Raw genomic sequence first — 13,031 nt, forward strand, 5'->3', positions numbered from 1 at the left:
TGGAGTAAGAGAGCACTGCTCTCGCTTGAGAGCAGTGTGCACTGGATCGACGGTCCAAAGCAAGAGCAGTGCTCTCGTTATTGGGCGGTGCTCTGAAACGTGACAGACTGCACCACATGAAGAGCACGAGGAGCACGACGAGTACGGGAAGCGCGACGAGTACGGGAAGCACGGGCGGCGCCGTGCGCGGTGCCAGGGAACGGGCCCGCTCCGAGATCACCGCGGCCATCAAGGACGAGGCCCGCAGACAGCTCGCCGCGGAAGGAGCCGCCAAGCTCTCCCTGCGGGCCGTCGCCCGCGAGCTCGGCATGGTGTCCTCGGCGCTCTACCGCTACTTCCCGAGCCGCGACGAACTGCTCACCGCCCTCATCGTGGACGCGTACGACGCCGTCGGCGCCGCGGCCGAACGCGCCCTCGCCGAGGCGGGAACCCCCGCCAGGACCGCCCCGGTCGCCCGCTGGACCGCCGTCTGCACGGCCGTACGCGCCTGGGCGCTCGCCCACCCGCACGAGTACGCCCTGATCTACGGCTCCCCCGTACCCGGGTACGTCGCCCCGAAGGCCACCGTCGAGCCGGCCTCCCGCGTCGGCCTCGCGCTCATCACCGTCGCCCGTGACGCCCATCGAGGCCCCGGCGTCGCCCTGCCCCCGCTCGCCGCGGAGCTGCGCCAGGAGGCCGAGCGGATCGCGCGGGACGTCGCGCCCGACCTGCCCCCGGAGCTGGTCGTCGCCCTCGTCGCCGCCTGGTCGCAGGTGTTCGGGCTGATCTCCTTCGAGGTGTTCGGCCAGTTCAACCGGGTGGTCGAGGACCGGGACGCCTTCTTCACGCACTCCGTGTCCCGCCTCGCCCGCGAATCCGGCCTCGTACTCGCGCCACCCCGCTAGGGCCTGATCCACCGGACACCCTCTGGCGGTGCATTCCGAGCGGCGACGGCCCGTCGGCCGGCTGACGCGCACAGGGGACGGCAACCGCCCCCGAACCGGTCAGGCCGCCGACACCGCAGGCGGCAGCAGCGCCGGGTCCTGCCGCAGCACCCGCTGGTGCAGGGCCCGCAGCGCCGGCCCCGGATCGGCGCCCATCGCGTCCGCGATGTGCCGCCGTGCCTCCTCGTAGGCGATCAGCGCGTCCGACGAGCGCCCGCTCCGGTACAGCGCCAGCATCAACAGCCCCACCAGCCGCTCGCGCAGCGGATGCGCGGCGACCTGGCGCACCAGCTCATGGACACACTCGTGGAACCGGCCGAGTTCGATCTCGCTCTCCAGCCGGGCCTCCAGCACGAGCATCCGCTTCTCGGCCCAGCGGCGCCGCTCCGCCTCCAGATACGGCCCCGACAGGCCCTCCGCGAAGTCACCGCGCCACAACGACTCGGCGGCGACGGCGAGTTCACTCGCGTACCCCAGGTCGCCCGCGTCCCGGGCTGCCATCGCCTCCCGCAGCTTCGCGCGCCGCTCCCGCAGATCGTCGATCGAGGCGCCCGAGAGCCGGTACCCGCTGCCCGTCCACACCAGCTCGGGCGCACCGGGCCCGGCCGCCGCGAACGCGCGGCGCAGGCCGGAGACGTACTTCTGCACCAGATTGCGTACGTGCGCGGGCGGCTCCGCGCCCCACACCGCGTCGACCAGCGCCTCGTACGACAACGAGCGCCCGTCCTGGTGCAGCAGCACGGCGAGAACGGCCCGCTGTTTCGGCGGTCCGAGGGGCATCTCGTGCCCCGCCGTCAATGCCCTGAGCGGGCCGAGCAGTTCGAAGCGGATGCCCTCAGCCATGTCCCTGAGGGTATCCCGGCGTTCCAGCGGAACTTCCAGTGGATCTTCCAGCGGGCGTTCCAGCGGGCGTTCCAGCGGCCGGGCCGACAGTGGGTCCATGACAGACCCGCTGACCCGCCTCGGGCGGCTCGCCGTACGCCGCGGCCGTGCCGTCCTGATCACCACCCTGCTCGTCTTCCTCGGCCTCGGCGCCTACGGAGCGGGCGCCCAGAGCGACCTGGACCTGTCGCGCTGGGACTCGCCCGGCACCGAATCCGTCGCGGCCGCCGGCATCCTCCGGGACGAGTTCTCCACCGGCAACCCCAACCTCGCGCTGCTGGTCACCGCCCGGGGCGCGGACGTGGACCACCCGGCCACCGCCGCGGCGGGCCGGGCGCTGGCCGCCGAGGTCGCGGGGCTGCCGCGCGTCACCGACGTGGACGCGTACTGGACGGACAAGAGCCCCGCCCTGCGCGGCAAGGACGGCCGGCACGCCCTCGTCCTCGCCCGGCTCGAAGGCACGGCGACCGAGGTCCGGGCCGAACTCGCCGTGCTCTCCCCGAAGCTGACCCGCACCACACCGGAGATCACCGTCACCGTCGGCGGCCAGGAGGAGATCTCCCGGCAGGTCGGCGAGCAGGCACGCGCGGACTTCCTCACCGCCGAGATCCTCGTCCTGCCCGCCGTGATCCTGCTGCTGATCCTGGTCTACCGGCGCACCGCCGCCGCCCTGATCACCGTCGCCGTGGGCCTGTTCTCCGTCGTCGGGACCCTCGCGGGGCTTCGCGCGCTCGCCCAGTTCACCGAGGTCTCCACCTTCGCGGCGAACATCGCGCTCGTCCTCGGCCTCGGACTCGGCATCGACTACAGCCTGTTCGTCATCAACCGCTACCGCGAGGAGCGGTACGCGGGCCACGACCAGGACACGGCCGTGATCCGGGCGACCTCTGCCGCCGGCCGCACGGTGATCTTCAGCGGCGTCACGGTCGCCGTCTCCCTCTCCGCCCTGCTGGTCTTCCCCTTCTTCTTCCTCAGCTCCTTCGCCTACGCGGGAATCCTGGTCGTGGCGACCGCGCTCGCCGGGGCCGTCGTCGTGCTGCCGGCCGCCCTCGCCCGCTGGGGACACCGGATGGAGCGCGCGAAGCCGCCCGTGGCGAGCGGCTTCTGGCACCGGACCGCGCTGCGTGCCATGCGCCGCCCGCTGCTCAGCGGAGCGTCCGTGCTCGCCGTACTGCTGCTCGCCGGATCGCCGCTGCTCGGGCTGCGCTTCGGGCTGCCGGACGAGCGCGTGCTGCCCGCCGGGACCTCCTCGCGTACGACGTCCGAGACGATCCACGAGGAGTTCGCCGCCGAACCGACCGACACCATCCAGGTCGTCGTCCCGGCGCCGCGGGATGCGTCGAGCCTCACCGCGTACGCCGCCGAACTGGCCCGTATCCCCGGCGTCTTCCGCGTCGAAGCCCCCGAGACCGCCGCGAGCGGCGCCGTACGCATCCCCGTCGTCCCGACCCAGGAGGCGATGTACGGGGACGTCCCCGCCCTCGTCCAGCAGATCCGGGACACGGAAGGCCCGCAAGGCGTCCTCGTCGGCGGCTATCCGGCCGAGACGACCGACTTCCGCGCCACGCTCCTCGACCGGCTGCCCGTCGTCATCGCCCTCATCCTCACCGCGACGTTCCTCATCCTCTTCCTGATGACCGGTAGCCTGCTGCTGCCCGCCAAGGCCACGGTGCTCAACCTGCTCAGCCTGTCGGTGATGTTCGGCTGCCTCGTGTACGTCTTCCAGGACGGCCACTTCGCGTCGCTGCTCGGCTTCACCCCGACCGGCTCCATCGAACCCAGCATCCCCGTGCTCATGTTCTGCATCGCCTACGGGCTGTCCATGGACTACGAGGTGTTCATGCTGGCCCGCATCAAGGAGGAGCACGACCGCGGCGCCGACACGGAGACGGCCGTCGCCGAGGGTATCCGCCGCAGCGCCCCGCTGATCACCGCGGCCGCCGGCATCCTCGCGCTCACCTTCGCCGCGTACGCCACCGGCGGCGTCGTCTTCCTCAAGGAACTCGGCATCGGCACGGCCCTGGCGATCCTCGTCGACGCCACGCTGATCCGCGTCGTGCTCCTCCCGGTCGCGATGCGCCTCGCGGGCAGCGCCAACTGGTGGGCGCCCGCCCCGCTGCGCCGGCTCCACGCACGCTTCGGGATCAGCGAGAGCGCTCCGGCCGCCGCACCCGGGGGCGCCCCTGGCGACGTACTGCACAGGGAGTACGTGTGATCGACTCCCCTCGGCCGACGACCGGGGTGGCCCGCCCGGTCTAGCGTGGCTGGTATGGAAATGGAGAGCATCCGTCACCCCCACGGTGGCCCGCCCCGGACACAGGGCGAGCCACCGTGGTGGCGCCACGGGCAGCTGGAGAGATGGTGGGACGGGACGACCGGAGTGCCCTGGCGCTCCACCCTGGTCCTCGCCGTCTTCGTGACGGTCGGGAGTTCCTTCGCCGCGCGGGGCCAGGACCGCGAGCCGCTCGACGCCTTCGCCAGGACGCTGCTGCTCGCCGGTCCTGCCTGCTTGCTGCTGCGCCGCTCGTACCCCGTCGCCGCGCTGTTCGGCGCCACCGCCACCGCGTTGATCTATCTGGGCGCGGGCTATCCCTACGGGCCGGTCTTCGTCACCGTCGCCGTGGGAGTCTTCTCGGCGATCGTCGCCGGGCACCGGCAGGCCGCCTGGTGGGCCCTTGGGATGCTCTGGGCGGGCCATCTGCTGATCGGCCACTGGCTGTACCGCTATCTGCCGCCCGGCGACGACATGCCGGCGCCGTGGGGCACGGAACTGCTCACCGCCGCCTGGATCGTCGCGATCCTCGCCGCCGCCGAACTCGCGCGCGTCCGCAGGGAGCAGTGGGCCCGGGAACGCGAGGAACGCAAGACGGCCGAGAAGCGCCGCGCCGACGAGGAGCGGCTGCGGATCGCCCGCGAACTCCACGACGTCCTCGCCCACTCCATGTCCGTCATCAATGTGCAGGCCGGCGTCGGCCTCGCGCTGCTCGACTCCGACCCCGAGCAGGCCCGTACGGCCCTGACCACCATCAAGGCCGCCAGCAAGGAGGCGCTCGGCGAGGTACGGCAGGTCCTGGACACCCTCCGCGCGCCCGGTGACGCGCCCCGCACTCCCGCACCCGGCCTCGACCGGCTCCCCGAGCTGGCGGATCAGGCAGCGGCCGCCGGACTCACCGTGGAGGTCACCACCGACGGGGAGAGGGCCGCGCTGCCGCCGGGCGCCGACCTCGCCGCCTTCCGGATCGTCCAGGAGGCGCTGACGAACGTCGTACGGCATTCGGGGTCGCGTACCGCGCGGGTCAGGATCGGCTACGCGCCCGGCCGCCTCGATCTGCGCGTCGACGACGACGGGCCCGCCACCGGCGCCGAACAGGGCGGCAGCGGCAACGGTCTCGCCGGGATGCGGGAGCGGGCCGCCGCGCTGGGTGGCAGGATCGAGGCGGGCACCCGCCCGGACGGGGGATTCCGGGTGCACGCGGAACTGCCCCTGGAACAGAAGGAGACGCCGTGATCCGGGTACTGCTCGCCGACGACCAGTCGCTGGTACGGGCAGGATTCCACGCCCTGCTCGACGCCCAGCCGGACATCGAGGTCGTGGGGGAGGCCGCCGACGGCGAGGAGGCGCTGCGCCGGGTCGCCGAGGTCCGGCCCGACGTGGTCCTGATGGACATCCGGATGCCGCTGCTCGACGGCCTCGCCGCCACCCGCAGGATCACCGAGGACGACACGCTGGACGGGGTGAAGGTGGTCATGCTGACCACCTTCGAGCTGGACGAGTACGTCTTCGAGGCCATCCGCGCCGGGGCCTCCGGCTTTCTGGTGAAGGACACCGAGCCGGACGAACTGCTGCGCGCGGTCCGGGCGGTGGTGGAGGGCGACGCGCTGCTCTCGCCGGGTGTGACGCGCAGGCTGATAGCCGAGTTCGCCGCCCGCTCCAAGGCACCCGCGCGGGCGGCGGGGCTGGCCGAACTCACCGACCGGGAGCGGGAGGTGATGGCGCTGGTGGGGATCGGCCTGTCGAACGAGGAGATCGCCCGCCGGCTGGTGGTCAGCCCGCTCACGGCCAAGACCCATGTCAGCCGCACGATGGTGAAGCTGGGCGCCCGCGACCGGGCCCAACTGGTGGTGCTGGCCTATGAGTCGGGGTTGGTTCGTCCGGGCTGGCTCGGCTGACGGGACGTGCGGGAGGCCCTGGAGAACCGCCACAGCACGGTCACCACCCGCAGCGGGAACACCAGGGCAGCCGCCGCGACGCCCGCGACGAGCAGCGCGCGCTCGACGGCGTACGGCATGGCGAACATCAGCTTCGGTCCCGCGATCACGCCGAAGGCGACCGCGGCAGCGAAGACCGCGCTCAGCAGTGCGTAACCGATCTCGACGGTGATCGCGTCCCGTTCCGCCTGTGTACGTTCCCCCATGGTGGGAGTCTCACAGCGCGGCGGCGTACGGGCAACCACCCGTACGCCGCCTCCCCCCGTGCCGAAATGGTCAGTCGCGGGCGCCCACGCGCTCACCGGCCGCGTCCACCGAGTCCGCAGCGTCCACCGCGTCCTTTCGTACGGGCCCGTCGGACTTCGCGACGACGACCGACTGCTGGGCGGTGCTGCGCGTGCGCAGTCCGGGCAGCGTGATCAGGAGGCCGGCCAGGGCGATCACGGTCACCACCACCAGACCCGGCCGGTAGCTGTCGAGTACCTGCTGCGGTGAGCCGGTCCCGCCGCCGTCCGCCGTGATCACCGCGGTGACCGCGGCCAGGAAGATCGCGCCGCCCACCTGGATCGACGTGTTCAGCAGACCGGACACCATGCCCTGCTCGTCGTCGTCCACGCCGTTCGTCGCCTGGATGTTGAGCGACGGGAAGATCAGCGCGCAGGCCGCGCCGATCAGCAGCATCGACGGCAGGATCGCGACCCCGTACTGCGGAGTGAGACTGACCGGCAGGAACAGGGCGTAGCCCACCACGGCGAGCGTGAAGCCGACCGCGAGTATCCGGGGTGTGCCGAACCGGTCCACCAGGTCACCCATCTTCGTCGCCGACAGGGCGACCAGCACACCGGCGGGCAGGAAGGCGAGCGCGGTCTGCAGCGCCGACCAGCCGAGCAGCGACTGCATGTACTGGGTCACCATGAACTGGAAGCCGACGTACGAGCCGAAGAACGTCATCGCGCCGAGCTGGGCCCGGATCTGGGAGCCGGAGCGCAGTACCCCGAGCCTGACCAGCGGGCTCGCCGTGCGCCGCTCGATCGCCACGAAGGCGGTGAGCAGGAGAGCGGCGGCGAGGAACGACAGCAGCGTACGGGCGGAGGCCCAGCCCACCTCGGGGGCCTGGACGACGGTGAACACGAGCAGCAGCATCGAGGCCGTGCCGGTGACGGCGCCCGGCAGGTCGTAGCCGCCGCGGGCGTCCTCGCGCGGGCTGTGCGGGATCAGCTTCAGTCCGGCGATCAGGGCGATGAGCGCGACCGGGGCGGGCAGCAGCATCGTCCAGCGCCAGCTCAGTTCGGTGAGCAGCCCGGACAGGACGAGGCCCATGGAGAAGCCGGTGGCGGCGCAGGTGGTGTAGATGGACAGGGCCCGGTTGCGCTGCGGCCCCTCCTTGAACGTCGTGGTGATGATGGACAGCCCGGCGGGGGCGGTGAACGCGGCGCTCAGGCCCTTGATGAAGCGGCTCGCGATCAGCAGCGGCCCGGAGTCGACGAGCCCGCCGAGCAGCGACGCGAGCGCGAAGACCGCGAGGGCGATGAGAAAGACCCGGCGCCGGCCGAGGAGGTCGGCCGCCCGGCCACCGAGAAGCAGCAGTCCGCCGTAGCCCAGGATGTAGCCGCTGACGATCCACTGGAGGGTCGAGGTGGACAGGCCGAGGTCGGTCGCGATGGACGGCAGGGCGACGCCGACCATCGAGACGTCGAGGGCGTCGAGGAACATCGCGGCGCAGAGCACCAGCAGGGTGCCCCAGAGCCGGGGTGTCCAACGCTCCTGCGACGTGGGGACATTGAGCGGAGAGGTCATGGGCAGCAACAGTACATGCGCATGCATTGAATGCAAGTGCATTTAATTCTGTTGCAACGAAGTGCGTCTTCTCTGCTAGCGTGCGGTCATGGCGGCCAAGGACACCGAGCACACCGCGCGCACCGCGCCGACCGAGCACGCGCTCGTGGAGGAATGGCGGGATGTCCTCGCGCGGCACGCCCGTACGATCTGCGAGCTCGACCGCGAGCTGCACCAGCACGGGCTGGGCGCGAGCGACTTCGAGGTCCTCGATGTGCTCGCCGAAGGGGCGGCCGAGGACGGCGGCTGTTCCTACCGGGTGCAGGAACTGGCCTCTCGCGTGCACCTGAGCCAGAGCGCGCTCTCGCGCCTGGTCGCACGCCTGGAGAAGGACGGCCTGGTGACCCGCGGTATGTGCGCCGAGGACCGGCGGGGTGTGCGGGTGGCGCTCACCGACAAGGGCCGGGAGCGCCACACCGAGGTCCGGCCGCTGCAGCGTGCCGTGCTGGCCAGGATGCTGGCGGACGATCCGGCACGCTGACGCTCGCGGCCGTTCGGGGTCAGATGCCGGACTTCTCGCGCCACAGGCGTGCGAGGTCCGCGTCACCCGTGACGGACACGGCGGCGAGCGGCAGCCGGTTCCACAGCGCGAGATAGAGCCGGTCGGCGGGGCCGCTCAGCTCGCACTCCGCCGGCCCTTCCGCCGCCCGTTCGGTGCGCGGCGGCTCAGGGGACAGGCGTACGGTCCAGGCATCGCCCGTGTCCGTCGCCCGGACCCGCAGGGTGCGTGGCTCCTCCGTGCGCACCCTGCTCTTCGGCCGGGCGTGGAATCCGCGCAGCAGCTCGTCGATGCCGTCGGCCGCGAGATGCTCCGGAACCGTCCCCGGCCCCCCGCCGAGAGCCGATTCGGCGTCCACGCGATGTACGGCGGTCTCATGGGCCTGGCGGCGCGCCCAGAAGGCCCGTGGCGGGAGCGGCTCGGGTGAGGGCGCGGGCAGGAAGGTCCAGCAGTCCAGGTCCTCCGGGGCCCGCGTCAGGGCCCCGACCAGCAGCCGGTGCTGTTCCACGTACCACTGCAGCAGCTCGTCCCCGTCGAGGTCCGGCTCACCGCCCAGGGGGCGGCCGTTCGTGTACCCCTCGGTCACGAACGCCGCGGCCCAGCGGTGCACCGCTCCGGTGTGCCGCAGCAGGTCCCTGATTTGCCAGCCGGGGCATGTCGGCACCGGCGCGTCCGGGCCCGCCTGCCGCGCCGCGGCGGCCAGGGCCCTGCCCTCTCCGGAGAGGGCCGTGATCAGCTCTGTGGTCTTCATGCGGGGCATTGTGTCGGAGGAGTCAGACGCCGTGGGAGTGTGCGGAGTGCGGGCCCCGGCGCAGCAGTTGGAAGAAACAGCCGAGGGCGAACGACTGGATCAGCGCCGACAGGAGCAGGGCCAGGTACGGGAACCAGTCGGCGTCCGGTGCTCCGGCGACGAGGGCGAAGGAGGTCGGCGCGGTCAGCAGCATCGGAGCCAGCCAGGCGAACGACGCGTCCTCGTGGTGCACGAACAGCGTGTCGTAGGTGGCGAACAGGACAGCCGCGGCTATGAGTGCCAGGTATATCAGCGACGCCGGATTGGCGAAGGTGAGCCTGGCTATGCGGCTGAGATGTCCGGACGAGTTCATGGGATGCCCTCTCAGGTCGATGCCTCCATGTCTCCATGTCCATCCTGCGGCCGTTGCCGTGCGGACGCGCGAGTACGGCTACTCAACCGGTGACGCGACCGCTGACGTGGCTGGTGACGCGACTGGTGATGTGACCGGTGCTCTGCGCACCGCGTACCCGATGACGGCGGCCGAACCCGCGAGGGCCGCGACCGTGGTCAGGGCGAGGGGCAGTGAGAACCAGTCGGCCAGGAAGCCGATCGCGGGCGGCCCGAGCAGCATGCCGCCGTAGCCCAGTGTGGACGCGGCGGCCACACCACCGGGGCCGGCCAGCGCGCCCGCGCGGGCGACGGCCACCGGGAAGATGTTCGCGAGGCCCAGGCCTGTCACGGCGAAGCCGAGCAGGGCGAGCCACACCGTCGGCGCCAGCGCCCCGAGGAGCATGCCGGCCGCGGCGGTCGCGCCGCCCGCGACGAGCGTTCTGGTCTGCCCGAGCCGTTCCAGCAGGGCCGTGCCCGACAGCCGCCCCGCGGTCATCGCGAGCGCGAACATCGAGTATCCGGCGGCCGCCAGACCCGGATGCGCGCGCAGGTCCTGCTCCAGGTGGAGTGCGCCCCAGTCGGCCAGCGCGCCCTCGCCGTACGCCGTGCACAACGCGATGACACCGAAGACGGCGACGAGACGGCGGGTGCGGCCGGAGAGCCGGGCGGGTGCCGCGGGCGCTTCGTGTGCGGTCCGCTCGGGGTGCGCGGGGGAGCGGTGGCGCAGCAGCACCGGTCCGGCGGCGGCGGTGACCAGCAGCCCGATGCCGGTGAGCGCGAACAGATGAGCGGCGGGCGAGAGGCCTGCGGCGACGAGCCCGCCGAGCCCGGCGCCGATCATGCCCCCGAGGCTGAAGGCGGCGTGGAAGCTCGGCATCACCGGGCGGCCCAGGGCCGCCACCAGGTCGACGGCGGCGCTGTTCATCGCCACGTTGATGCCGCCGTACGCGGCGCCGAACACGAGCAGCACCAGGCCGAGCGCGAGCGCCGAGTGCGTCTGCGCGGGCAGCGCGATGCTCAGGCACATCAGCACGGCGGCCACGACGGTCAGCGGATGGCTCCCGAAGCGTCGGCACAACCGCCCGGTCAGCGTCATGGTCACCACGGCACCGGCCGACACCCCGAGGAGGGCGAGCCCCAGATCGCTCGCCGAGGCGCCGGTCTGCTGCTTGATGGCGGGGATACGGACCACCCAGCCGGCGAAGAGGAAGCCGTCGAGGCCGAAGAAGACGGTCAGGGCGATACGGAGGCGGGACAAGGGGTACGGGGCGGGATCTCCGCCGTGGCCCCCCGGAGCGGCCGTCCGCGTTCTTTTGTTTAGTAGCGGCACAAACTCAGGGTAGGGCCCGCCAGACCCTGGCGCAACCGCCGCGGCCAGGGCGGCGCTGGGGCTGTGGGGCCGGGCCGCGTCGGCCTTGGTCCGGGCGGGAGAGGTCGCGGTCGTTGTGTCATACGACAAGTGATGGCTTACGGCCCGGCCGCCCGCCGCCTCCGGGATCATGGGAGACTCGCCCCCATGAACGGCAAGGCGACGACGACCCGGACGAGGCTGGACAGAGGCCGCAGCGCTCTCGGCCCCGCGCTGGAACTGGTTCACACGGGGCGGGCGCCCACCAGGGCCGTGCTCACCGCCGAGCTCGGCGTGACCCGGGCCACCGCCGGGGCCGTCGCCGCCGAACTCGAAGCGCTCGGGCTGATCCGGGTCGACTCCCGGCCGGGCGCGGCCGCCGGCTCGCAGGGGCGGCCATCGCACCGGCTGTCCGTCGACGACAAGGGCCCCGTCGCGCTGGCCGCCCAGGTGCACGCCGACGGCTTCCGCGCCGCGCTGGTCGGGCTCGGCGGGCGGATCGTCGCGACCGTGCCCGGCTGTGTCACGGTCTCGGAGGACCCCGCGCAGGTGCTCGGCGAGGTGGTCGAGGCAGGAGCCGCGCTGCTGCGCGCGACCGGGCGGCGGTGCGTGGGCGCAGGGCTCGCCGTCCCCTCCGCCGTGGCCGAACCGGAGGGCACCGCGCTCAACCCGCTCCACCTCGCCTGGCCCGCGGGCGCGCAGGTCCGCGACATCTTCGCCGAGCGCGTCCGCGCCGCGGGCATCGACGGACCCGTCTTCACGGCCAACGACGTGAACCTCGCGGCCCTCGCCGAGCACCGGCACGGAGCCGGCCGCGGCGCCCAGCACCTGCTGTGCGTCGCCACCGGGCACCGCGGCGTCGGCGGCGCGCTCGTCCTGGACGGGCGGCTGCACACGGGCAGCTCGGGCCTGGCGCTGGAGGTCGGCCACCTCACCGTCAACCCCGAGGGGCGCCCCTGCTACTGCGGCAGCCGGGGCTGCCTGGACGTCGAGGCCGACCCGCTCGCCTTCCTCACGGCCGCGGGCCGCGACCCCGGGCCCGAGGTGTCGCTCCTCCAGCAGTCCCGGGACCTGCTCCGTACGGAGTACGGCGACCCGTCCGTACGCGCGGCGGCCGAGGAGATCGTCGACCGCCTCGGCCTCGGTCTCGCGGGGCTCGTGAACATCCTCAACCCGGACCGGATCATCCTCGGCGGCCTGCACCGCGAGCTGCTCGACGCCGACCCCGAGCGGCTGCGCGCCGTGGTCGCCGACCGCAGCCTGTGGGGGCGCAGTGGCGGCGTACCGATCCTGCCGTGCACGCTCGACCACAACAGTCTGGTGGGGGCGGCGGAGCTGGCATGGCAGCCGGTACTGGACGATCCGCTGAGCGTGCTGCCGAGCCGGGCGTCAGAAACAGAGGCGTCCTGAGCTGAGGCGTCCCGAGTCGGCCTCGAACAGGCTGATCAGCCCCGCCCCTTACGGGCGATCGTGATGATCTCGGGGCTCGTATCGTTCAACGGGCCCCGCTCCCAGTCCCCGTACTGCTCCTCGATCCCCAGCCCCGCCCCGGCCAGGAACCGGGACAGTGACCGGGCGTCGAGGAACCGCAATGCGGTGCGGCTCACCCTCGGCCGCTCCCACCCGGGACTCGTGAAGCTCTCGGTGAAGCGCACGACATCGCCGGACACGGGCTTCTCGACCTCGTGCCGGACCCGCACCACGGTGCCCTCGGCGTCGGTGACCTCCACCGCGTTGTCCGGGGTCCACGCCTCCCACGCCCGTACGAGCGGATTGCGCGTTTCGAACGCGAAGCGGCCGCCGTCGACGAGGGCGCCGTGGATCGCGGCGAGCGAAGCGCGGACCACGTCGTCCTCGACGAAGACCTGGAAGGCGTGGCCGGTCATCACCACCAGATCGAACTGCCCGCGCGGTCCGGCCGACGCGAGGTCCCCGAGGATCCACTCGATGTCCGTCCGCCCGCGCGCCCGGCCGAGCATCGCCTCGGCCGGGTCGAGCCCGCACAGCCGGCCCGTATGACCGGCCTCCCGGGCCCGGTGCAGCAGTGTGCCCGTCCCGCAGCCCACATCGAGCACCGACTCCGCGGACATCAGCAGCCCCAGATAGAAGTCGTCGCAGGGCCGCCACGGGTTGAGCAGGTCGTACCACCTGGCGAGGCTCTCGTCGGAGAACGCGCGATCCACCATCGGACCAGCTTGCCAGGCCGGATCA

The 13,031-nt window shown here is 72.6% G+C and carries 13 protein-coding genes; 6 read left to right on the forward strand and 7 right to left on the reverse strand.

Annotated elements, in window-relative coordinates; genetic code table 11:
• The first annotated feature begins 116 nt into the window (after positions 1 to 116).
• Complete coding sequence (locus ABT342_RS10460; RefSeq protein ID WP_351569993.1) at positions 117 to 884, forward strand: TetR/AcrR family transcriptional regulator; 768 nt, start codon at positions 117 to 119, stop codon at positions 882 to 884.
• Between the two features lie 99 nt (positions 885 to 983).
• Here ABT342_RS10460 and ABT342_RS10465 read toward each other — a convergent pair whose 3' ends face one another.
• Positions 984 to 1,766 (reverse strand): AfsR/SARP family transcriptional regulator, encoded by a 783-nt coding sequence (locus tag ABT342_RS10465; protein ID WP_351569996.1) that lies wholly within the window; start codon positions 1,764 to 1,766, stop codon positions 984 to 986.
• Between the two features lie 97 nt (positions 1,767 to 1,863).
• On the opposite strand from ABT342_RS10465, the gene ABT342_RS10470 reads away from it, so the two are divergent.
• From ABT342_RS10470 to ABT342_RS10480, 3 genes are read left to right on the forward strand one after another with little or no spacing between them, the layout of a single operon-like run.
• Positions 1,864 to 4,020, forward strand: a complete 2,157-nt coding sequence (locus tag ABT342_RS10470) for an MMPL family transporter (RefSeq protein WP_351569998.1) — start codon at positions 1,864 to 1,866, stop codon at positions 4,018 to 4,020.
• 60 nt (positions 4,021 to 4,080) lie between these two features.
• The gene (locus ABT342_RS10475) at positions 4,081 to 5,313 is read left to right on the forward strand and encodes a sensor histidine kinase (protein ID WP_502965507.1); all 1,233 of its coding nucleotides are present in this window, start codon (positions 4,081 to 4,083) and stop codon (positions 5,311 to 5,313) included.
• Positions 5,310 to 5,975, forward strand: a complete 666-nt coding sequence (locus tag ABT342_RS10480; protein ID WP_351570003.1) for a response regulator transcription factor — start codon at positions 5,310 to 5,312, stop codon at positions 5,973 to 5,975. Before ABT342_RS10475 ends, ABT342_RS10480 begins: the two co-directional genes overlap by 4 nt.
• Here ABT342_RS10480 and ABT342_RS10485 read toward each other — a convergent pair.
• Positions 5,936 to 6,220: a DUF6332 family protein gene (locus ABT342_RS10485; protein WP_351570006.1), complete on the reverse strand. Its 285-nt coding sequence runs from the start codon at positions 6,218 to 6,220 to the stop codon at positions 5,936 to 5,938. The genes ABT342_RS10480 and ABT342_RS10485 overlap by 40 nt on opposite strands.
• A gap of 70 nt (positions 6,221 to 6,290) precedes the next feature.
• Complete coding sequence (locus ABT342_RS10490) at positions 6,291 to 7,811, reverse strand: MFS transporter (RefSeq protein ID WP_351570009.1); 1,521 nt, start codon at positions 7,809 to 7,811, stop codon at positions 6,291 to 6,293.
• Positions 7,812 to 7,899: 88 nt separating this feature from the next.
• Here ABT342_RS10490 and ABT342_RS10495 point away from each other — a divergent pair, with 88 nt between their 5' ends.
• The gene (locus tag ABT342_RS10495) at positions 7,900 to 8,331 is read left to right on the forward strand and encodes a MarR family winged helix-turn-helix transcriptional regulator (RefSeq protein ID WP_351570012.1); all 432 of its coding nucleotides are present in this window, start codon (positions 7,900 to 7,902) and stop codon (positions 8,329 to 8,331) included.
• A gap of 19 nt (positions 8,332 to 8,350) precedes the next feature.
• On the opposite strand, the gene ABT342_RS10500 is transcribed toward ABT342_RS10495, so the two are convergent.
• From ABT342_RS10500 to ABT342_RS10510, 3 genes are all read right to left on the reverse strand, one after another.
• Entirely contained in the window at positions 8,351 to 9,100 is a 750-nt protein-coding gene (locus tag ABT342_RS10500) for a maleylpyruvate isomerase family mycothiol-dependent enzyme (protein ID WP_351570015.1), read from the reverse strand.
• 22 nt (positions 9,101 to 9,122) lie between these two features.
• On the reverse strand, positions 9,123 to 9,452 hold the full coding sequence (locus ABT342_RS10505) for an SCO4225 family membrane protein (protein WP_351570018.1): 330 nt from the start codon (positions 9,450 to 9,452) through the stop codon (positions 9,123 to 9,125).
• 78 nt (positions 9,453 to 9,530) lie between these two features.
• Positions 9,531 to 10,802: an MFS transporter gene (locus ABT342_RS10510; RefSeq protein WP_351570021.1), complete on the reverse strand. Its 1,272-nt coding sequence runs from the start codon at positions 10,800 to 10,802 to the stop codon at positions 9,531 to 9,533.
• Between the two features lie 186 nt (positions 10,803 to 10,988).
• On the opposite strand from ABT342_RS10510, the gene ABT342_RS10515 reads away from it, so the two are divergent.
• Complete coding sequence (locus ABT342_RS10515) at positions 10,989 to 12,230, forward strand: ROK family protein (RefSeq protein WP_351570024.1); 1,242 nt, start codon at positions 10,989 to 10,991, stop codon at positions 12,228 to 12,230.
• A 35-nt stretch (positions 12,231 to 12,265) separates the two neighbouring features.
• Here ABT342_RS10515 and ABT342_RS10520 read toward each other — a convergent pair whose 3' ends face one another.
• Positions 12,266 to 13,006, reverse strand: a complete 741-nt coding sequence (locus tag ABT342_RS10520; RefSeq protein WP_351570027.1) for a class I SAM-dependent methyltransferase — start codon at positions 13,004 to 13,006, stop codon at positions 12,266 to 12,268.
• Positions 13,007 to 13,031: the final 25 nt, after the last annotated feature.

It is taken from the genome of Streptomyces sp. NPDC000410, from assembly GCF_040300305.1.
Classification (GTDB): domain Bacteria; phylum Actinomycetota; class Actinomycetes; order Streptomycetales; family Streptomycetaceae; genus Streptomyces.

Bases quoted from the DNA above. Each gene is read 5' to 3' on its own strand.
- ABT342_RS10460 (WP_351569993.1), top strand. From the start codon at position 117: ATGAAGAGCACGAGGAGCACGACGAGTACGGGAAGCGCGACGAGTACG.
- ABT342_RS10465 (WP_351569996.1), bottom strand. From the start codon at position 1,766: ATGGCTGAGGGCATCCGCTTCGAACTGCTCGGCCCGCTCAGGGCATTG.
- ABT342_RS10470 (WP_351569998.1), top strand. From the start codon at position 1,864: ATGACAGACCCGCTGACCCGCCTCGGGCGGCTCGCCGTACGCCGCGGC.
- ABT342_RS10475 (WP_502965507.1), top strand. From the start codon at position 4,081: ATGGAGAGCATCCGTCACCCCCACGGTGGCCCGCCCCGGACACAGGGC.
- ABT342_RS10485 (WP_351570006.1), bottom strand. From the start codon at position 6,220: ATGGGGGAACGTACACAGGCGGAACGGGACGCGATCACCGTCGAGATC.
- ABT342_RS10490 (WP_351570009.1), bottom strand. From the start codon at position 7,811: ATGACCTCTCCGCTCAATGTCCCCACGTCGCAGGAGCGTTGGACACCC.
- ABT342_RS10495 (WP_351570012.1), top strand. From the start codon at position 7,900: ATGGCGGCCAAGGACACCGAGCACACCGCGCGCACCGCGCCGACCGAG.
- ABT342_RS10500 (WP_351570015.1), bottom strand. From the start codon at position 9,100: ATGAAGACCACAGAGCTGATCACGGCCCTCTCCGGAGAGGGCAGGGCC.
- ABT342_RS10505 (WP_351570018.1), bottom strand. From the start codon at position 9,452: ATGAACTCGTCCGGACATCTCAGCCGCATAGCCAGGCTCACCTTCGCC.
- ABT342_RS10515 (WP_351570024.1), top strand. From the start codon at position 10,989: ATGAACGGCAAGGCGACGACGACCCGGACGAGGCTGGACAGAGGCCGC.
- ABT342_RS10520 (WP_351570027.1), bottom strand. From the start codon at position 13,006: ATGGTGGATCGCGCGTTCTCCGACGAGAGCCTCGCCAGGTGGTACGAC.